The 17,378-nt window shown below is 60.9% G+C and carries 22 protein-coding genes; 14 read left to right on the forward strand and 8 right to left on the reverse strand.

Annotated features, from left to right (window positions below):
• Nucleotides 1-47: 47 nt before the first annotated feature.
• The 3 genes from pyrR to PspR76_RS28780 are packed head-to-tail and all read left to right on the forward strand — an operon-like array spanning nucleotide 48 to nucleotide 2,851.
• Nucleotides 48-554, forward strand: coding sequence for a bifunctional pyr operon transcriptional regulator/uracil phosphoribosyltransferase PyrR (gene pyrR / locus PspR76_RS28770; protein WP_159960637.1), 507 nt, complete (start codon nucleotides 48-50; stop codon nucleotides 552-554).
• A gap of 24 nt (nucleotides 555-578) precedes the next feature.
• On the forward strand, nucleotides 579-1,583 hold the full coding sequence (locus tag PspR76_RS28775) for an aspartate carbamoyltransferase catalytic subunit (RefSeq protein WP_159960639.1): 1,005 nt from the start codon (nucleotides 579-581) through the stop codon (nucleotides 1,581-1,583).
• The gene (locus PspR76_RS28780; protein WP_159960641.1) at nucleotides 1,580-2,851 is read left to right on the forward strand and encodes a dihydroorotase; all 1,272 of its coding nucleotides are present in this window, start codon (nucleotides 1,580-1,582) and stop codon (nucleotides 2,849-2,851) included. Before PspR76_RS28775 ends, PspR76_RS28780 begins: the two co-directional genes overlap by 4 nt.
• A 117-nt stretch (nucleotides 2,852-2,968) precedes the next feature.
• Here PspR76_RS28780 and PspR76_RS28790 read toward each other — a convergent pair whose 3' ends face one another.
• Complete coding sequence (locus tag PspR76_RS28790; protein ID WP_159960645.1) at nucleotides 2,969-3,397, reverse strand: NINE protein; 429 nt, start codon at nucleotides 3,395-3,397, stop codon at nucleotides 2,969-2,971.
• A 249-nt stretch (nucleotides 3,398-3,646) separates the two neighbouring features.
• On the opposite strand from PspR76_RS28790, the gene PspR76_RS28795 reads away from it, so the two are divergent.
• Nucleotides 3,647-4,288: a C40 family peptidase gene (locus tag PspR76_RS28795; protein ID WP_159960647.1), complete on the forward strand. Its 642-nt coding sequence runs from the start codon at nucleotides 3,647-3,649 to the stop codon at nucleotides 4,286-4,288.
• A gap of 155 nt (nucleotides 4,289-4,443) precedes the next feature.
• Here PspR76_RS28795 and PspR76_RS28800 read toward each other — a convergent pair whose 3' ends face one another.
• Complete coding sequence (locus tag PspR76_RS28800) at nucleotides 4,444-5,478, reverse strand: type IV pilus twitching motility protein PilT (RefSeq protein ID WP_159960649.1); 1,035 nt, start codon at nucleotides 5,476-5,478, stop codon at nucleotides 4,444-4,446.
• 57 nt (nucleotides 5,479-5,535) lie between these two features.
• On the opposite strand from PspR76_RS28800, the gene PspR76_RS28805 reads away from it, so the two are divergent.
• From PspR76_RS28805 to PspR76_RS28845, 9 genes are all read left to right on the forward strand, one after another.
• Nucleotides 5,536-6,222 carry a YggS family pyridoxal phosphate-dependent enzyme gene (locus tag PspR76_RS28805; RefSeq protein ID WP_159960651.1) on the forward strand — a complete coding sequence of 229 codons (687 nt, stop codon included), beginning with the start codon at nucleotides 5,536-5,538 and terminating at the stop codon, nucleotides 6,220-6,222.
• Nucleotides 6,223-6,255: 33 nt separating this feature from the next.
• Nucleotides 6,256-7,074, forward strand: a complete 819-nt coding sequence (gene proC, locus PspR76_RS28810) for a pyrroline-5-carboxylate reductase (protein WP_159960653.1) — start codon at nucleotides 6,256-6,258, stop codon at nucleotides 7,072-7,074.
• A 39-nt stretch (nucleotides 7,075-7,113) separates the two neighbouring features.
• Entirely contained in the window at nucleotides 7,114-7,701 is a 588-nt protein-coding gene (locus PspR76_RS28815; RefSeq protein ID WP_159960655.1) for a YggT family protein, read from the forward strand.
• 196 nt (nucleotides 7,702-7,897) lie between these two features.
• Complete coding sequence (metX, locus tag PspR76_RS28820; RefSeq protein WP_159960657.1) at nucleotides 7,898-9,037, forward strand: homoserine O-succinyltransferase MetX; 1,140 nt, start codon at nucleotides 7,898-7,900, stop codon at nucleotides 9,035-9,037.
• Nucleotides 9,038-9,044: 7 nt separating this feature from the next.
• Complete coding sequence (gene metW / locus PspR76_RS28825) at nucleotides 9,045-9,665, forward strand: methionine biosynthesis protein MetW (protein ID WP_016972957.1); 621 nt, start codon at nucleotides 9,045-9,047, stop codon at nucleotides 9,663-9,665.
• A 21-nt stretch (nucleotides 9,666-9,686) separates the two neighbouring features.
• The gene (locus tag PspR76_RS28830; RefSeq protein WP_159960660.1) at nucleotides 9,687-10,121 is read left to right on the forward strand and encodes a DUF4426 domain-containing protein; all 435 of its coding nucleotides are present in this window, start codon (nucleotides 9,687-9,689) and stop codon (nucleotides 10,119-10,121) included.
• On the forward strand, nucleotides 10,118-10,714 hold the full coding sequence (gene rdgB, locus PspR76_RS28835) for an RdgB/HAM1 family non-canonical purine NTP pyrophosphatase (protein WP_159960662.1): 597 nt from the start codon (nucleotides 10,118-10,120) through the stop codon (nucleotides 10,712-10,714). The genes PspR76_RS28830 and rdgB overlap by 4 nt, the downstream gene beginning before the upstream one ends.
• Entirely contained in the window at nucleotides 10,711-11,913 is a 1,203-nt protein-coding gene (gene hemW / locus PspR76_RS28840) for a radical SAM family heme chaperone HemW (protein ID WP_159960664.1), read from the forward strand. Before rdgB ends, hemW begins: the two co-directional genes overlap by 4 nt.
• A 19-nt stretch (nucleotides 11,914-11,932) precedes the next feature.
• Nucleotides 11,933-12,256: a DUF3392 domain-containing protein gene (locus PspR76_RS28845; RefSeq protein WP_122716594.1), complete on the forward strand. Its 324-nt coding sequence runs from the start codon at nucleotides 11,933-11,935 to the stop codon at nucleotides 12,254-12,256.
• An 11-nt stretch (nucleotides 12,257-12,267) separates the two neighbouring features.
• Here the strand turns inward: PspR76_RS28845 and PspR76_RS28850 are convergent, their stop codons facing one another.
• From PspR76_RS28850 to PspR76_RS28870, 5 genes are all read right to left on the reverse strand, one after another.
• On the reverse strand, nucleotides 12,268-13,080 hold the full coding sequence (locus tag PspR76_RS28850) for a hypothetical protein (RefSeq protein ID WP_159960666.1): 813 nt from the start codon (nucleotides 13,078-13,080) through the stop codon (nucleotides 12,268-12,270).
• A gap of 195 nt (nucleotides 13,081-13,275) precedes the next feature.
• Entirely contained in the window at nucleotides 13,276-14,001 is a 726-nt protein-coding gene (trmB, locus tag PspR76_RS28855; protein ID WP_159960668.1) for a tRNA (guanosine(46)-N7)-methyltransferase TrmB, read from the reverse strand.
• Between the two features lie 9 nt (nucleotides 14,002-14,010).
• Nucleotides 14,011-14,805 carry a thiazole synthase gene (locus PspR76_RS28860; protein ID WP_015886353.1) on the reverse strand — a complete coding sequence of 265 codons (795 nt, stop codon included), beginning with the start codon at nucleotides 14,803-14,805 and terminating at the stop codon, nucleotides 14,011-14,013.
• 65 nt (nucleotides 14,806-14,870) lie between these two features.
• Nucleotides 14,871-15,071 carry a sulfur carrier protein ThiS gene (gene thiS, locus PspR76_RS28865; RefSeq protein ID WP_159960670.1) on the reverse strand — a complete coding sequence of 67 codons (201 nt, stop codon included), beginning with the start codon at nucleotides 15,069-15,071 and terminating at the stop codon, nucleotides 14,871-14,873.
• 71 nt (nucleotides 15,072-15,142) lie between these two features.
• Nucleotides 15,143-15,520, reverse strand: coding sequence for a DUF423 domain-containing protein (locus PspR76_RS28870; RefSeq protein ID WP_159960672.1), 378 nt, complete (start codon nucleotides 15,518-15,520; stop codon nucleotides 15,143-15,145).
• A gap of 74 nt (nucleotides 15,521-15,594) precedes the next feature.
• Between PspR76_RS28870 and mtgA the strand changes: the two genes are divergently transcribed.
• Nucleotides 15,595-16,317: a monofunctional biosynthetic peptidoglycan transglycosylase gene (gene mtgA / locus PspR76_RS28875; protein ID WP_159960674.1), complete on the forward strand. Its 723-nt coding sequence runs from the start codon at nucleotides 15,595-15,597 to the stop codon at nucleotides 16,315-16,317.
• Nucleotides 16,318-16,508: 191 nt separating this feature from the next.
• On the opposite strand, the gene rpoH is transcribed toward mtgA, so the two are convergent.
• Nucleotides 16,509-17,363, reverse strand: coding sequence for an RNA polymerase sigma factor RpoH (gene rpoH / locus PspR76_RS28880; RefSeq protein ID WP_003176698.1), 855 nt, complete (start codon nucleotides 17,361-17,363; stop codon nucleotides 16,509-16,511).
• Between the last annotated feature and the right edge of the window lie 15 nt (nucleotides 17,364-17,378).

A 17,378-nucleotide genomic window follows, 5' to 3' on the forward strand; every position in this document is an offset into this window, starting at 1 on the left:
ACGTTTGAGCCCGGACCTTGCCTGCGCGAGACCTTGAAGGAGCCACCATGAGCCTGCCCAATCCCGCCGAACTGATCAGCCAGATGGCGATTCGCCTCAGGGCGCACTTGCAACACCGCGCCATCAGCGAACCGCGCTTTATCGGCATTCGCACCGGTGGTGTGTGGGTCGCCCAGGCGTTGCTGGAAGAACTGGGCAGTGACTCGCCGCTGGGCACGCTGGACGTGTCCTTCTACCGCGACGACTTCAGCCAGAACGGCCTGCACCCGCAAGTGCGCCCTTCGGCCCTGCCGTTCGAAATCGAAGGCCAGCACCTGGTGCTGATCGACGATGTGCTGATGAGCGGGCGCACCATCCGCGCCGCCATGAACGAGTTGTTCGACTACGGCCGCCCGGCCAGCGTGACCTTGGTGTGCCTGCTGGACCTGGACGCCGGCGAATTGCCGATCAGCCCGGATGTGGTTGGCGCAACCCTGTCCCTGGAAGCCCACCAGCGGGTAAAATTGTCCGGTCCCACGCCGCTCGAACTCGAACTGCAAGACCTTGCCCTTTAAACCGCCTTGTACAGAGTCCCCGCGATGACGCCTCTAGATGCCAAGCGCCCGCTGCAGCTCAATGCTCAGGGCCAGTTGCAACACTTCTTGTCCCTCGACGGTTTGCCCCGCGAACTGCTGACTGAAATCCTCGACACCGCCGACTCGTTCCTCGAAGTCGGTGGCCGCGCGGTGAAGAAGGTCCCGCTGTTGCGCGGCAAGACCATCTGCAATGTGTTCTTCGAGAACTCCACCCGCACCCGCACCACCTTTGAACTGGCGGCCCAACGGCTGTCGGCCGACGTGATCACGCTGAACGTGTCGACCTCGTCGGCGAGCAAGGGCGAAACCCTGCTCGACACCTTGCGCAACCTGGAAGCCATGGCCGCCGACATGTTCGTGGTACGCCACGGCGACTCCGGCGCCGCCCACTTCATCGCCGAGCATGTGTGCCCGAATGTGGCGATCATCAATGGCGGTGACGGCCGTCACGCCCACCCGACCCAGGGCATGCTCGACATGCTGACGATTCGTCGGCACAAGGGCGGCTTTGAAAACCTCTCGGTGGCCATTGTCGGCGACATCCTGCACTCGCGGGTCGCGCGCTCGAACATGCTGGCCCTCAAAGCCCTGGGTTGCCCGGACATACGCGTAATCGCACCAAAAACCCTGCTGCCGATCGGCATCGAGCAATACGGCGTGAAGGTCTACACCGACATGACCGAAGGCCTCAAGGACGTCGACGTGGTGATCATGCTGCGCCTGCAACGCGAGCGCATGGCCGGTGGCCTGCTGCCGAGCGAAGGTGAGTTCTACCGCCTGTTCGGCCTGACCACCGCGCGTTTGGCCGGCGCCAAGCCGGATGCCATCGTGATGCACCCAGGCCCGATCAACCGTGGGGTTGAGATTGAGTCGGCGGTGGCCGACGGCAGCCAGTCGGTGATTCTCAACCAGGTGACCTACGGCATCGCCGTGCGCATGGCGGTGTTGTCCATGGCCATGAGCGGGCAAACCGCGCAACGTCAATTCGAGCAGGAGAACGCCCAGTGAAGCTCAGCATTCTCGGCGCCCGAGTCATCGATCCGGCCAGTGGGCTGGACAACGTTACCGACCTTCATCTGGAAGCCGGCAAAATCATCGCCGTCGGCGCTGCGCCTGCGGGCTTCAGCGCCAGCCAGACCATCGACGCCCAAGGCCTGGTAGCCGCGCCTGGCCTGGTGGACCTGAACGTCGCCCTGCGCGAGCCGGGTTACAGCCGCAAAGGCACCATCGCCAGTGAAACCCGCGCCGCTGCCGCCGGTGGCGTGACCAGCCTGTGCTGCCCGCCGCACACCAAGCCGGTGCTGGACACGTCGGCGGTGACCGAGCTGATCCTCGACCGCGCCCGCGAAGCCGGCAATTGCAAAGTGTTCCCCATCGGCGCGCTGAGCAAAGGCCTGGAAGGCGAACAGCTCGCCGAGCTGATCGCCCTGCGCGATGCCGGTTGCGTGGCGTTCGGCAACGGCCTGGAGAGTTTTCGCAGCACGCGCACGCTGTGCCGCGCCCTGGAATATGCGGCCACCTTCGACCTGACGGTGATCTTCCATTCCCAGGACCGCGACCTGGCCGAAGGCGGCCTGGCCCATGAAGGCGCCGTGGCCAGTTTCCTCGGCCTGCCGGGCATCCCGGAAACCGCTGAAACCGTGGCCCTGGCCCGTGACCTGCTACTGGTGGAACAAAGCGGCGTGCGTGCGCACTTCAGCCAATTGACCAGCGCGCGCGGTGTGGCGTTGATCGCCCAGGCGCAAGCGCGCGGCCTGCCGGTGACGGCGGACGTGGCGCTGTATCAGCTGATTTTGACCGATGAAGCGCTGATCGACTTCTCCAGCCTGTACCACGTGCAGCCGCCGCTGCGCACCCTGGCCGACCGCGAAGGTTTGCGTGCGGCGGTGAAGTCGGGTGTGGTGTCGGCGATTTCCAGCCATCACCAACCCCACGAGCGCGACGCCAAGCTGGCGCCATTCGGCGCCACAGAGCCGGGCATCAGCAGCGTTGAGCTGTTGCTGCCGCTGGCGATGACGTTGGTGGAAGACGGCTTGCTCGACCTGCCGACATTGCTGGCGCGCCTCAGCGCCGGCCCGGCCGAGGCCTTGCGCCTGCCGGCGGGCAAGTTGGCGGTGGGTTCGCCGGCGGATCTGGTGTTGTTTGACCCGGCCAGCTCCACGGTTGCCGGGGAGCATTGGCTGTCCAAGGGCGAAAACTGCCCGTTCATCGGCCATAGCCTGCCGGCGACGGTGCGTTACACCTTGATGGATGGGCGGATCAGCTACCAGGCGTAATGATCGTTCCCACGCTCTGCGTGGGAATGCATCCTGTGACGCTCTGCGTCATGGCCTTAAGAGCGGACGCGGAGCGTCCAGGGCGGCATTCCCACGCAGAGCGTGGGAACGATCAACTTAGCGCCCGCCGTTGCGCTCGGCATTGCGGATCGAAACCTGCGTATTCAACGTCCAGAAGTCATACAGCACCCCAATCAGGAACAAACCGCCGGTCAACAGGTAGATCAGGCCGGTGATCCATTTACCCTGGTACATGCGGTGCAAACCGAACACGCCCAGGAACGCCAACAGAATCCAGGCCACGTTGTATTCGATCGGCCCGGCGGTAAAACGCAGGTCCGCTTCACGGTCCATGGCCGGGATGAGGAACAAGTCGATCAGCCAACCAATACCGAAAAGACCAAAAGTGAAAAACCAGATCGTCCCGGTCACCGGCTTGCCGTAATAGAAGCGGTGAGCCCCGGTAAAACCGAAAATCCACAACAGGTAACCGATCACCTTGCTGTGGGTGTCCTGCTGCATCACTTCCTGTCGATAGGTGTTCATGGAGTACCTCTTTTGCCTCGATAGATAAAATTTTTCATTTTCTTTGTGACTTTTTTACGGGCGCCCGACGCACGGCAAATGGTATCTTCCTTCCCGCAAAGCCTTATGCCACCTGACCTCTGCAGGACAATAGCGGCAATTCGTCGCGTTTTTCCTGAATTTGACCCCAGGGTTCAGTCGACAAACGGCCTAAGAACGACACAAAAAGCTGTTATAAAGTTGCGCGCAAACCTAAAAGAGCCACGCCTAATGCGACCATTTTTCAAGACATGGCTAACCATCTGCCTATTAATGCCACTGGCCGCCCACGCCACCAATCGTGAGCAACGTCTTCCTAACGTTAACGGTTTCACCCCTAAAGTTCACAGCACGCCAAGCACCGCCAAATCGGTAAAGCTGACCGTCAACCGCCCGACTCAACTGAGCAAGGCCCACCACGGTAAAGCAACGCCCGGCCTGATGGCAGTCAACACCAAGCAAAGCAGCAACGTCCTCAGCCGCGCCGTGAATGTGCTCGGTACTCCTTATCGTTGGGGCGGCAGCAGCCCAAGTAAAGGGTTCGACTGCAGCGGTTTGGTGAAATATGCGTTTAACGATGTAAAAGCGGTGGATTTGCCACGCACCTCCAACGCCATGGCCGCTGGCCACGGGCTGAAGGTTGATCGCAAAGACCTCAAGCCGGGCGACCTGTTGTTCTTCAAATTGAAGAGCCGCCAGGTCAACCACGTTGCCATCTACCTGGGCAACGACCGCTTTATCCACGCGCCACGTCGTGGCAAGTCGGTAAGCATCGATACGCTGAAAAAGCCGTTTTGGGACAAGAACTACGTGATTGCCAAGCGGGTTCTGCCGAAAGAGCAGAACAACAACCTGCGGGTTGTTCAGCGCTAAGCCAAAGGACACTGCGCTCCCCATTTGAAATGCAATCAAATGTGGGAGCTGGCTTGCCTGCGATAGCGGACTGACAGGCTGCCTCTCTGCAAGCTGACACACCGTCATCGCAGGCAAGCCAGCTCCCACAGTGATCTCAGCGATCTCAGTGTTCGTTAGATGTCCCCAGGCACCCTCGCCTGCCCCCGCGCCACCTCCCGGCTGATCACACCCTCGCCGACCAACGCCTTCAAACTCATATCCAACGTCTTCATCCCCAACGCCCCGCCGGTCTGAATCGCCGAGACCATTTGCGCCACCTTGTCTTCGCGGATCAGGTTACGAATCGCCGGCGTGCCCAGCATGATTTCGTGAGCCGCCACCCGCCCGCCGCCGATCTTCTTCACCAGCACTTGCGACACCACCGCCTGCAATGACTCCGAAAGCATCGAGCGCACCATGGCTTTTTCCCCTGCCGGGAACACGTCCACCAGCCGGTCCACGGTCTTGGCCGCCGACGTAGTGTGCAAGGTGCCAAATACCAGATGCCCGGTTTCAGCGGCTGTCAGGGCCAGGCGGATGGTCTCCAGGTCGCGCAACTCGCCCACCAGGATTACATCCGGGTCTTCGCGCAGGGCCGAACGCAGCGCCGCGGCAAAGCTGTGGGTATCGCGGTGCACCTGACGCTGGTTGATCAAGGCCATTTTCGGCCTGTGGATAAATTCGATGGGGTCTTCCAGGGTGAGGATGTGCTGGCGCCGGTGACTGTTGAGGTAGTCGATCATGGCCGCCAGCGTCGTGGACTTGCCGGACCCGGTCGGGCCGGTCACCAACACCAGGCCGCGCGGCAGCTGGGCGATACGCTGGAACACCTCGCCGAGCCCGAGGCTTTCCAGGCTCTGCACTTGCTCAGGAATGGTACGAAACACCGCGCCCATGCCGCGATCCTGCTGGAACACATTCACGCGGAACCGCGCCACACTCGGCAGCTCGAAGGCAAAATCCGTTTCAAGAGATGTTTCGAAATCCTTTTGCTGGCATCGGTTGAGCAAAGGGCTCAATAAATCCGCAACTTGCGGGGGCAAAAGCGCCGGGCCATCCATTGGCCAGACCTCGCCATCGACACGCAGCATCGGCGCCAGGCCGGCGGACAAATGCAGGTCGGAGGCGCCACGGCGCACGCTGGCCGTCAGCAATTCAGTGATATCCATAGGGCTTTCCATTTCCAGTAGAATGCCGCGGACTCCATATCCACGGGTGCATCTTGAATGTCGACGATAGCAGACAACATTGGCCAGGTTAGCGAGCGGATCCGTGCCGCGGCCCACGCCGTGCAACGCGACGAAAGCAGCATCCACCTGCTGGCCGTGAGCAAGACCAAACCTGCGCAAGCCGTGCGCGACGCCTATGCTGCCGGGATGCGCGATTTTGGCGAGAACTATCTGCAGGAAGCCTTGGGCAAACAGGCCGAATTAACCGACCTGCCCTTGAGTTGGCACTTCATCGGCCCCATTCAATCGAACAAGACTCGTGCGATCGCCGAGAACTTCGCTTGGGTACATTCCGTGGACCGCTTGAAAATTGCTCAACGCTTGTCCGAACAACGCCCGGCCGACCTGGCGCCGCTGAACATCTGCATCCAGGTCAACGTCAGTGGCGAAGCCAGCAAGTCCGGCTGTACGCCCGCCGACCTGCCGGCCCTGGCCAATGCGATCAGCGCTTTGCCGCGCCTGAAACTGCGCGGTTTGATGGCGATCCCCGAGCCGACTGAAGACCGAGCCGCACAAGACGCCGCGTTCGCCACGGTGCGCGACCTGCAAGCCAGCCTGAACCTGGGGCTCGACACACTTTCCATGGGCATGAGCCACGACCTTGAGTCGGCCATTGCCCAAGGCGCCACCTGGGTGCGGATCGGCACCGCCCTGTTTGGTGCCCGCGACTACGGCCAGCCGTGAAATGGCTGACTTTCCTCTGAATAAGGACCTGTCATGAGCAACACGCGTATTGCCTTTATCGGCGCCGGTAACATGGCGGCCAGCCTGATCGGCGGCCTGCGGGCCAAAGGCCTCGAAGCCACCCGGATTCGCGCCAGCGACCCAGGCGCCGACACCCGTGCACGCGTCAGCGCCGAGCACGGCATTGAAACCTTTGCCGACAACGCCGAGGCCATCCAGGGCGTCGACGTGATCGTGCTGGCGGTGAAACCTCAGGCCATGAAAGCCGTGTGCGAGAGCCTGCGACCAAGCCTGCAGCCGCACCAGCTGGTGGTCTCCATCGCTGCCGGGATCACTTGCGCCAGCATGAACAACTGGCTGGGTGCCCAACCCATCGTGCGCTGCATGCCCAACACCCCGGCGCTGTTGCGTCAGGGCGTAAGCGGCTTGTACGCCACCGCCGAAGTGAACGCCGAACAGCGCGGCCAGGCCCAGGAGCTGCTGTCAGCCGTGGGCCTTGCCGTGTGGCTGGAACAAGAGCAACAACTGGACGCGGTCACCGCCGTTTCCGGCAGCGGCCCGGCCTACTTCTTCCTGCTGATCGAAGCCATGACCGCCGCCGGCGTGAAGCTTGGGTTGCCGCACGAGGTTGCTGAGCAACTGGCCGAGCAAACCGCGCTGGGCGCTGCGAAGATGGCCGTGGGCAGCGACGTGGACGCCGCAGAACTGCGCCGCCGCGTCACCTCGCCGGGCGGCACCACGCAGGCGGCCATCGAATCGTTCCAGGCCGGAGGCTTTGAAGCCTTGGTCGAAAAGGCCCTCGGCGCCGCGGCGCAGCGTTCGGCTGAAATGGCCGAGCAACTGGGCAAATAGTCGTCCCCTACATGCAACTGGGTTAGATAGGAATACACCATGCTCGGAATCAATGACGCTGCCATTTTCATCATCCAGACCCTGGGCAGCCTGTACCTGCTGATCGTGCTGATGCGTTTTATCCTGCAACTGGTGCGGGCGAACTTCTACAACCCGCTCTGCCAGTTCGTGGTGAAGGCCACCCAGCCGCTGCTCAAGCCGTTGCGCCGCGTGATCCCAAGCCTGTTCGGGCTGGATATGTCGTCGCTGGTGCTGGCGCTGCTGCTGCAGATCCTGCTGTTTGTGGTGATCCTGATGCTCAACGGCTATGCGGCGTTCACCGTACTGCTGCTGCCATGGGGCCTGATCGGCATCTTCTCGCTGTTTTTGAAGATCATCTTCTGGTCGATGATCATCAGCGTGATCCTGTCGTGGGTCGCACCCGGCAGCCGCAGCCCGGGCGCTGAGCTGGTTACCCAGATCACAGAGCCGGTGCTGGCGCCGTTCCGTCGCTTGATCCCGAACCTGGGCGGCCTGGATATCTCGCCGATCTTCGCGTTCATCGCGATTCAGCTGCTGCAAAGCTGGGTGATTCCGCGTCTGGCTTACTATGCGTTCATGCCCAAAGAGCTGTTTGGCCTGATCTGACCGCATGATCGTTCCCACGCTCTGCGTGGGAACGCCTCTTGGGACGCTCTGCGTCCCCTCATGCAGGATGCGACGCGGAGCGTCACCGGCTGCGTTCCCACGCGGAGCGTAGGAACGATCATCTGGCTCAGGGTTTGCTTGCCGCTGGGGTCACCGCTCTTTAGACTTACGCCTCATTTAAACGAGAGCAGGGTCGATGCCAACTGCCTTCCCCCCCGATTCTGTTGGACTGGTCGTGCCCCAAGTGGCGCACTTCAGCGAACCGCTGGCCCTGGCCTGCGGCCGTTCGCTGCCTGCCTATGACCTGATCTATGAAACCTACGGCCAACTGAACGCCACGGCGAGCAACGCCGTGCTGATCTGCCACGCCCTGTCCGGCCATCACCATGCTGCAGGTTTCCACAGTGCCGACGAGCGCAAGCCCGGCTGGTGGGACAGCTGCATCGGCCCAGGCAAACCCATCGACACCAATAAGTTCTTTGTGGTCAGCCTGAATAACCTCGGCGGCTGCAACGGTTCCACTGGCCCGAGCAGCCTCAACCCGGAAACCGGCAAGCCGTTCGGCGCCGACTTCCCGGTGCTGACCGTGGAAGACTGGGTGCACAGCCAGGCACGCCTGGCCGACCTGCTGGGCATCCAGCAATGGGCCGCCGTGATCGGCGGCAGCCTCGGCGGCATGCAAGCGTTGCAATGGACCATCACCTACCCGGACCGCGTGCGCCACTGCCTGGCCATCGCCTCGGCCCCCAAGCTGTCGGCGCAGAACATCGCCTTCAACGAAGTGGCGCGCCAGGCGATCCTCACCGACCCCGAGTTCCACGGCGGTTCGTTCCAGGAAGCCGGCGTAATCCCCAAGCGCGGCTTGATGCTCGCGCGCATGGTCGGGCACATCACCTACCTGTCCGATGACTCCATGGGCGAGAAATTCGGCCGTGGGCTCAAGAGCGAGAAGCTCAACTACGACTTCCACAGCGTCGAGTTCCAGGTCGAAAGCTACCTGCGTTATCAGGGCGAGGAGTTTTCCGGGCGTTTCGACGCCAACACCTACCTGCTGATGACCAAGGCGCTGGACTACTTTGACCCGGCCGCCAACTTCAACGACGACCTGGCGAAAACCTTCGAAGGTGCCACGGCCAAGTTCTGCGTGATGTCGTTCACCACCGACTGGCGGTTCTCGCCGGCGCGCTCCCGTGAGCTGGTGGACGCCCTGATGGCCGCGCGCAAAGACGTCTGCTACCTGGAGATCGATGCTCCGCAAGGCCATGACGCCTTTCTGATTCCGATCCCGCGTTACCTGCAGGCGTTCGGCAATTACATGAACCGAATTACTCTGTGAGAACGCCATGAGAGCCGACCTGGAAATCATCCAAGACTGGATCCCCGCTGGCAGCCGCGTGCTCGACCTTGGCTGCGGTGATGGCGAACTGCTGAGTTGGCTACGCGACAACAAGCAAGTCACCGGTTATGGCCTGGAAAACGACCCGGACAACATCGCCCAGTGTGTTGCCAAAGGCATCAACGTGATCGAGCAGGACCTGGACAAGGGCCTGGGCAACTTTGCCAGCAACAGCTTCGACATCGTGGTGATGACCCAGGCCTTGCAAGCGGTGCACTACCCGGACCGCATCCTCGACGAAATGCTGCGTGTAGGCCGCCAGTGCATCATCACGTTCCCCAACTTCGGCCACTGGCGCTGCCGCTGGTACCTGGCGACCAAGGGCCGCATGCCGGTGTCCGATTTCCTGCCGTACACGTGGTACAACACGCCGAACATCCACTTCTGCACCTTCGAAGACTTCGAAGCCTTGTGCGGCGAGCGTGAAGCCAAGGTGATCAACCGCCTTGCTGTCGATCAACAGCACCGCCACGGCTGGGCGAGTAAGCTATGGCCTAACCTGTTGGGCGAAATTGGTATTTACCGGGTCAGCAGTCCTGGCCTGACCGACCACAAGATTGCCGTCTAATCATTTTCAAGAGGGACGCTCATGAGTCGTTTGGCTGTTTTTTTATTGACCGCACTGCTTGGCGCCAACGCTATGGCTGCCGACGTGATCGACCCTAACCGCACCAAGGAATTTGGTGATATCACCGTACGCTACAACACGTTCACCTCGAGCTTCCTGCAACCCGAGACGGCCCAGGCCGTTGGCGTGGTACGCAGCAAGAACAAGGGGCTGATCAACGTATCGGTGTTTAAAGGTGTTACACCGGTAGTGGCGCAAGTCACCGGCACCATCAAGGACTCGCTCGGCAAGAGTGAAGTACTGACGTTCAAGCAGATCACCGAAAAAGGCGTGACCAATTACCTCGCGCCCTACTCCGTGCCGCAACAGGAATTCAAGACCTTCACCATCAATGTTGAAACCGGCGGCAAGGCCCACGGCTTCAGTTTTGTCCAAGAACTTTTCCCGGCTGAATGATGAACCTCACCCAACTCGTACTGGCCAGCCATAACGCCGGCAAACTCAAAGAACTGCAGGCCATGCTCGGTGACTCCGTGCAACTGCGCTCGATTGGCGAGTTCAGCCAGGTCGAGCCGGAAGAAACCGGCCTGTCGTTCGTCGAGAATGCCATTCTCAAGGCGCGCAATGCCGCACGCATTTCCGGCCTGCCGGCGTTGGCGGATGACTCGGGCCTGGCCGTGGATTTCCTCGGCGGCGCCCCTGGCATTTACTCGGCACGCTACGCCGATGGCAAGGGCGACGCGGCCAACAACGCCAAGCTGCTGGACGCGCTCAAGGATGTGCCGGACGCCCAGCGCGGCGCGCAGTTCGTTTGCGTGCTGGCGCTGGTACGGCATGCCGATGACCCGCTGCCGATCCTCTGCGAAGGGTTATGGCACGGGCGCATCCTGCATGCGGCCAGCGGCGAGCATGGTTTCGGCTACGACCCGTTGTTCTGGGTGCCGGAGCGCAATGTCTCCAGTGCCGAACTGAGCCCGGCCGACAAGAACCAGATCAGTCACCGCGCCCGCGCAATGGATTTGCTGCGCCAACGCCTGAGCCTGAAATGACCCAGAACACCTCTGCGCAGCCGCTGATCCACGGCGGCGCGCAAACACCTCGGGCGGCCCTGCCTGTTTTGCCGCCCCTGGCGCTGTACATTCACATCCCGTGGTGTGTGCGCAAATGCCCTTATTGCGACTTCAACTCCCACACCGCGAGCAACGTGCTGCCGGAAGAAGAGTACGTGGACGCGCTGCTGGCTGACCTTGATCAAGACCTGCACGCGGTTTATGGCCGTGAACTCAGCTCGATCTTTTTCGGTGGCGGCACGCCGAGCCTGTTCAGCGCCGCTGCGTTGGGCCGCTTGCTCAAGGGTGTGGAAGCACGCATCCCATTTGCCAGCGATATCGAGATCACCCTGGAAGCCAACCCCGGGACCTTCGAGCAAGAGAAGTTCGTGGCGTACCGCAAGCTGGGGATCAATCGCCTGTCCATTGGCATCCAGAGCTTCCAGCAGCAAAAACTTGAGGCCTTGGGCCGCATTCATAACGGCGACGAAGCCGTACGCGCGGCGGGCATGGCACGCCAGGCCGGGTTCGATAACTTCAACCTGGACTTGATGCACGGCTTGCCCGATCAATCCCTGGACGATGCCTTGAGCGACTTGCGCCAAGCCATCGCCCTGAAGCCGACGCACCTGTCCTGGTATCAGCTGACCCTGGAACCCAACACCGTGTTCTGGAACCAGCCGCCCGCGCTGCCGGAAGACGACACGCTGTGGGACATTCAGGAAGCCGGCCAGGCGCTGCTGGCCGAACACGGTTACGCGCAATATGAAGTGTCGGCCTATGCCCAAGCGGGCCGCCCGGCACGGCATAACCTCAATTACTGGAGCTTCGGCGACTTTATCGGCATCGGCGCGGGCGCCCACGGCAAGCTGAGCCACCCGGACGGGCGCATCGTGCGCACGTGGAAGACGCGTGCTCCGAAGGACTACCTCAACCCGGCCAAAAGTTTCCAGGCCGGGTCGAAAGAACTGACCAATGAAGAACTGCCGTTCGAGTTCCTGATGAACGCGTTGCGCCTCACCGACGGTGTCGACGCCAGGCTCTATGCCGAGCGCACCGGCCTCGACCTGGCGAGCCTGGACGAAGGCCGCAAGGAGGCAGAACAAAGTGGCTTAATGCAGGTCGAACCGTCACGCCTGGCGGCGACCGACCGCGGGCAACTCTTTCTCAATGACCTGTTGCAGAAGTTTTTGAGCTGATCGCTCTTAAGGAAATCGAATGGATTTGGTACTCGACCTGCTCGCCACCGTATCCCGCTGGAGCCGTAGCAACCTGTCGGAAATCTCCCTGGCACTTGTCGGCTGCTTGCTGGTGCTGTTCGGCGCCGATATCAAAGGCTGGATCGAAGCCCGCCTGGGCAGCATCGCCGGGGCGTTGCGCGTACCGTTGATGGCGCTGGTGTGCATGATCGGCAGCGGCGCGGCGCTGATCTACGCCACGCCGTGGATTGTGCGAGGGCTGAGCCAGTTCAATAACTACAGCCTGGCGCCGGTGTTGGTGGTGGTGCTGGTGTTGATTGGCGTAGTCGCCGACCGCCGCTAAGTGTCGGCGCTCTATTTCGATACCTGGTTACCAAACTCTTTTTGGTAATACTCTTTAAGAGTCATCGGGTCTTTACAACCCAGCTCAAGCGCCTGGTTAAGATAGGCCAGGTTAGTGCTATCGGGCATACCTTTCTCGTTCATTCGAGTCGCAGCCAATATGTAGTAGGCATCCGCCCGGTACTGATCATAGGTCAGCATCCGCGCACTGGCACGAGCTTGCATGTTACCCAGGGTTCTTTCTTCTTTGATCTCGGCTAACCGATCACTTTCAAAGCAAAGCGAGCGATTGGTGTACAACGGATAGTAATCGCGGTTTTCGTCAACTTTCAGCAACATCTGCTTGAGCGCCTCCAGATACTTGATGTGCCCAGGATCGAGCAGATCAAGGCGCATGTACGTCATGTCGCACTGATAGTAATAACCCACGCCGGCGGCCAACAAACCTTGATCCATTGCCCTGTGCATCGGCTCACACACCTGTTTGCGCTCTTCGACAGACATGCCGAACCGGCTTTGCATATTGGCCAGCATATAGGTCGCTACAACGTGGCCACCCTCCGAGGCCATCTTCAGATCACGCTCGAACGCAGCCATGGTGCCCTGAACCTCTTTGAGTTGCTCGGGCAAAGTGGCCTTATCCAGCTTGCCACTGGCCTCCAGCTTGACGTTCTCATCGAACAATAACTTGAGTTGTTCCGCCTTCTTTTGCGCACGCTCGAAGTAGTCGTCCGGGGACGTCACTGGCAGGGCGGCAGTGGTGGCAGCAAAGACCGTCGAAGACAGCAGGCCCAGCAGTACCGAGCAACAGAGAATGGATTTCAAACCCGTGTATTCCTTTACAAGTCACGCACCAAATGGCGATAGATCGCCGCCAACTCCCGCGACACCGCAAAACGACTGTGGGAGCTGGCTTGCCTGCGATGGCATCAACTCGGTATCACTGATACACCGAGGTGTCTGCATCGCAGGCAAGCCAGCTCCCACAGTTGATTGCATTCCAAGCCAGCTATTGGCTTGTCAGTCAACCTTCTCGAACTTCAAATCCCACACCCCATGCCCCAACCGCTCGCCGCGGCGTTCGAACTTGGTGATCGGACGCTCAGCCGGGCGTGGCACGCATTTGCCGTCTTCGGCCAGGTTGCGGTAGCCAGGGGCGACGTTCATCACTTCCAGCATGTATTCGGCATACGGTTCCCAGTCGGTGGCCATGTGCAGGATGCCGCCGACTTTGAGCTTGCTGCGCACCAGCTCCGCGAAGGACGCCTGGACGATACGGCGCTTGTGGTGACGGGCTTTGTGCCATGGGTCTGGGAAGAACAGCATCAGGCGGTCGAGGCTGTTGTCGGCGATGCAGCGGTTGAGCACTTCGATCGCGTCGCAGTCGTAGACGCGCAGGTTCGTCAGGCCTTGGGTCAGCACGCCATTGAGCAGCGCGCCGACGCCTGGGCGGTGCACTTCCACACCAATGAAATCCTGCTCCGGCGAAGCAGCAGCCATTTCCAGCAGGGAGTGGCCCATGCCAAAACCGATTTCCAGGGAACGCGGGGCGGAACGGCCAAACACCTGGTCGTAGTCCACCGGCGTATCGGCCAGCGGCAACACGAACAGCGGCGTACCTTGTTCCAGGCCCTTTTGCTGGCCTTCGGTCATGCGACCGGCGCGCATCACAAAACTCTTGATGCGGCGGTGCTTGGACTCGTCGCCTTCTTCCACGGTGTTCGGCGTTTCGTTTGATTCAGTCATCAATGGCTCTTACTTGATCAGACCATCCAGCGGCGAAGAGGCGCTGGCGTAGAGTTTTTTCGGCATGCGGCCGGCGAGGTAGGCCAGGCGGCCCGCGACGATGGCGTGGTTCATGGCTTCGGCCATCATGATCGGTTGCTGGGCATGGGCGATGGCCGAGTTCATCAGCACCGCGTCGCAGCCCAGTTCCATCGCAATAGTGGCGTCGGAGGCAGTACCGACACCGGCGTCCACCAACACAGGGATTTTGGCTTCTTCAAGGATGATCTGCAGGTTATACGGGTTGCAGATGCCCAGGCCGGAACCGATCAGACCAGCCAGCGGCATCACCGCGATACAGCCGATTTCCGCCAATTGACGGGCAATGATCGGGTCATCACTGGTGTAGACCATCACGTCGAAGCCTTCCTTGACCAGCGTTTCTGCGGCCTTGAGGGTTTCGATCACGTTGGGGAACAGAGTTTTCTGGTCGGCCAGCACTTCCAGTTTCACCAGATTGTGGCCGTCGAGCAGCTCACGGGCCAGGCGGCAGGTGCGCACGGCTTCGATGGCGTCGTAGCAACCGGCAGTGTTCGGCAAGAAGGTGTAGCGATCCGGCGACAGCACTTCGAGCAGGTTCGGCTCGCCTTCGATCTGGCCAAGGTTGGTGCGGCGTACGGCAAAGGTGACGATCTCGGCCCCCGAGGCCTCGATGGCCAGGCGGGTTTCTTCCATGTCGCGGTACTTGCCGGTGCCGACCAGCAAACGGGACTGGTAGGTACGACCGGCCAATACGAAGGGCTTGTCGCTACGAACGATGCTCATGGAAAATCCTCGAGTTGGGGTGAGGTTCTGCAGAATGCGGGTTGGCGCCCTTGAGCGCCGCATGGCTAGCCGCCGCCGATGGCGTGGACCACTTCGACCTGGTCACCTTCGGTGAGCGCGGTGTCGGCATGTTGGCTACGCGGGACGATATCCAGGTTGAGTTCCACTGCGACGCGACGCCCGGTCAAGTCCAGACGGGTCAGCAGGGCCGCAACGGTTTCACCGTCGGGCAGTTCAAAGGGGTCGCCGTTCAACTGAATGCGCATGCCACGGGCCGCCATCGTTTTTAGGGGCCAGCATTCTAGCCCGATTGGCGTTGTCGGCCCAAGCCCCTCGGTCAGATGACCTGCAGGCGCCAGGCGGTGAGCCCCAGAAAGAACCAGCCGAGCAGGAACGCCAGCCCACCAAACGGCGTGATGATGCCGAGCTTGCTGATGCCGGTCAGGGTCAGCGCATACAAGCTGCCGGAAAACAGCAGGATGCCGACGGAAAAGGAAATGCCCGCCCAGCTGACCAGTCGGCCAGGAATATGCGCCGCCAGCAGCGCCACGCCGAACAACGCCAGGGCGTGCACCAACTGGTAGGTCACGCCGGTGTGGAAGATCGCCAGGTATTCGGCGCTCAGGCGGTTTTTCAGGCCATGAGCCGCAAAGGCGCCGAGGGCGACGCCGGTGAAGCCGAAAAAGGCAGCCAGCATCAGAAAGCTACGCAGCATGAGGAACTCCAGTCAGACTCAAAGGGCCGGGTCTGTATAATGGCCCGCTCAACGGGTTCGGCCAAGCCATCTCTATGCTGCGTCTCCTCTTCAAGCGTTTTCTCAAAGTCGTGAAATGGTTTGCCATCGGCAGTGTGCTGCTGGTGCTGCTGTTTCGTGTCGTCCCGCCACCCTTCACCGCGTTGATGGTGGAGCGCAAGGTTGAATCCTGGGTCGAGGGCGAGCCGATTGACCTGCAACGCACGTGGGTGCCGTGGGATGAGATCGCCGATGACCTTAAAGTGGCGGTGATGGCCGGTGAAGACCAGCGCTTCCCGCAGCACTGGGGCTTTGATTTTGGCGCGATTCAGGCGGCATTGCTGCACAACGAGCGCGGCGGCTCGATTCGAGGCGCCAGTACGTTGAGCCAGCAGGTGTCGAAAAACCTGTTCCTGTGGACCGGCCGCAGCTATTTGCGCAAAGGGCTGGAGGCCTGGTTTACCGGGTTGATCGAGATATTTTGGCCCAAGCAGCGGATTCTTGAGGTGTACCTCAACAGCGTTGAATGGGATGAAGGCGTGTTTGGCGCCGAAGCGGCGGCGCGGCATCACTTTGGGGTGAGTGCCAAGGGGCTTTCGCGTCAGCAGGCCAGCTATTTGGCGGCTGTTTTGCCTAATCCGCGGGTGTGGAGTGCCAGCCATCCGACGGCCTATGTGGCTCGCCGGGCTGCGTGGATTCGTCAGCAGATGAGCCAGTTGGGTGGGGATGGTTACCTGGTGGAGCTGAATAATTCCCGAAAGGCCCCGTGGTCCGACTGACACAACACAACCCCTGTGGGAGCTGGCTTGCCTGCGATAGCGGTGTGGCAGCTTGCAGAGGTGCTGGTGAAAGGGCCTCATCGCAGGCAAGCCAGCTCCCACAGAGAACCGCACTGGATATCAGATTTTCGAGCCCAAACAAAAATGCCCCGATCTTTCGATCGGGGCATTTTTTTGTCTTTTCGCAGCCTTTAAGCAGCGATCGACAATTTCAGCTTGTTCATCGCGCTTTTCTCAAGCTGACGAATCCGCTCGGCCGACACGTTGTACTTTTGCGCCAGGTCGTGCAGCGTGGCTTTTTCTTCTGCCAGCCAGCGCTGGTAGAGGATGTCACGGCTGCGGTCGTCCAGCACTTCCAGCGCTTCGTGCAGGTTGTGATTGGAGTTGTCGCTCCAGTCGGCGTCTTCCAGTTGACGCGCCGGGTCGTACCGGTGGTCTTCCAGGTAGTTGGCCGGCGATTGGAAGGCGCTGTCGTCGTCCGCTTCAGCGGCCGGGTCGAAGGCCATGTCATGGCCGGTCAGGCGGCTTTCCATCTCGCGCACTTCACGCGGCTCCACCCCGAGGCTTTCGGCCACGCGGTGGACTTCCTCGTTGTTCAGCCACGCCAGGCGTTTCTTCTGGCTGCGCAGGTTGAAGAACAGCTTGCGCTGAGCCTTGGTGGTCGCGACTTTCACAATGCGCCAGTTGCGCAGGATGAACTCGTGAATTTCCGCCTTGATCCAGTGCACAGCAAACGACACCAGGCGCACACCCATTTCCGGGTTGAAGCGCTTTACAGCCTTCATCAGGCCAACATTGCCTTCCTGAATCAGGTCGGCCTGGGCCAGACCGTAGCCGCTATAGCTACGGGCGATATGTACGACAAAACGCAGGTGGGCGAGCACCATCTGCCGAGCCGCCCCCAAATCCTGCTCATAGTAGAGACTCTCGGCCAGTTCACGCTCCTGCTCGGGCGTCAGCAATGGAATGCTGTTAACCGTGTGCACATAGGCTTCCAGGTTCGCACCCGGGACCAAGGCATAAGCAGGTTGCAAAGAAGTGGTCATACGAAAAAACCTCCG

The organism is Pseudomonas sp. R76 (genome assembly GCF_009834565.1).
GTDB lineage: Bacteria > Pseudomonadota > Gammaproteobacteria > Pseudomonadales > Pseudomonadaceae > Aquipseudomonas.

Coding starts and splice junctions, on each gene's coding strand:
- trmB (WP_159960668.1), bottom strand. CDS start 14,001: ATGACTGAATCAAACGAAACGCCGAACACCGTGGAAGAAGGCGACGAG.
- rpoH (WP_003176698.1), bottom strand. CDS start 17,363: ATGACCACTTCTTTGCAACCTGCTTATGCCTTGGTCCCGGGTGCGAAC.
- rdgB (WP_159960662.1), top strand. CDS start 10,118: ATGATGAACCTCACCCAACTCGTACTGGCCAGCCATAACGCCGGCAAA.
- PspR76_RS28815 (WP_159960655.1), top strand. CDS start 7,114: ATGCTCGGAATCAATGACGCTGCCATTTTCATCATCCAGACCCTGGGC.
- PspR76_RS28800 (WP_159960649.1), bottom strand. CDS start 5,478: ATGGATATCACTGAATTGCTGACGGCCAGCGTGCGCCGTGGCGCCTCC.
- pyrR (WP_159960637.1), top strand. CDS start 48: ATGAGCCTGCCCAATCCCGCCGAACTGATCAGCCAGATGGCGATTCGC.
- proC (WP_159960653.1), top strand. CDS start 6,256: ATGAGCAACACGCGTATTGCCTTTATCGGCGCCGGTAACATGGCGGCC.
- thiS (WP_159960670.1), bottom strand. CDS start 15,071: ATGCGCATTCAGTTGAACGGCGACCCCTTTGAACTGCCCGACGGTGAA.
- PspR76_RS28775 (WP_159960639.1), top strand. CDS start 579: ATGACGCCTCTAGATGCCAAGCGCCCGCTGCAGCTCAATGCTCAGGGC.
- PspR76_RS28870 (WP_159960672.1), bottom strand. CDS start 15,520: ATGCTGCGTAGCTTTCTGATGCTGGCTGCCTTTTTCGGCTTCACCGGC.
- PspR76_RS28795 (WP_159960647.1), top strand. CDS start 3,647: ATGCGACCATTTTTCAAGACATGGCTAACCATCTGCCTATTAATGCCA.
- PspR76_RS28845 (WP_122716594.1), top strand. CDS start 11,933: ATGGATTTGGTACTCGACCTGCTCGCCACCGTATCCCGCTGGAGCCGT.
- mtgA (WP_159960674.1), top strand. CDS start 15,595: ATGCTGCGTCTCCTCTTCAAGCGTTTTCTCAAAGTCGTGAAATGGTTT.
- PspR76_RS28860 (WP_015886353.1), bottom strand. CDS start 14,805: ATGAGCATCGTTCGTAGCGACAAGCCCTTCGTATTGGCCGGTCGTACC.
- metX (WP_159960657.1), top strand. CDS start 7,898: ATGCCAACTGCCTTCCCCCCCGATTCTGTTGGACTGGTCGTGCCCCAA.
- PspR76_RS28805 (WP_159960651.1), top strand. CDS start 5,536: ATGTCGACGATAGCAGACAACATTGGCCAGGTTAGCGAGCGGATCCGT.
- metW (WP_016972957.1), top strand. CDS start 9,045: ATGAGAGCCGACCTGGAAATCATCCAAGACTGGATCCCCGCTGGCAGC.
- hemW (WP_159960664.1), top strand. CDS start 10,711: ATGACCCAGAACACCTCTGCGCAGCCGCTGATCCACGGCGGCGCGCAA.
- PspR76_RS28830 (WP_159960660.1), top strand. CDS start 9,687: ATGAGTCGTTTGGCTGTTTTTTTATTGACCGCACTGCTTGGCGCCAAC.
- PspR76_RS28790 (WP_159960645.1), bottom strand. CDS start 3,397: ATGAACACCTATCGACAGGAAGTGATGCAGCAGGACACCCACAGCAAG.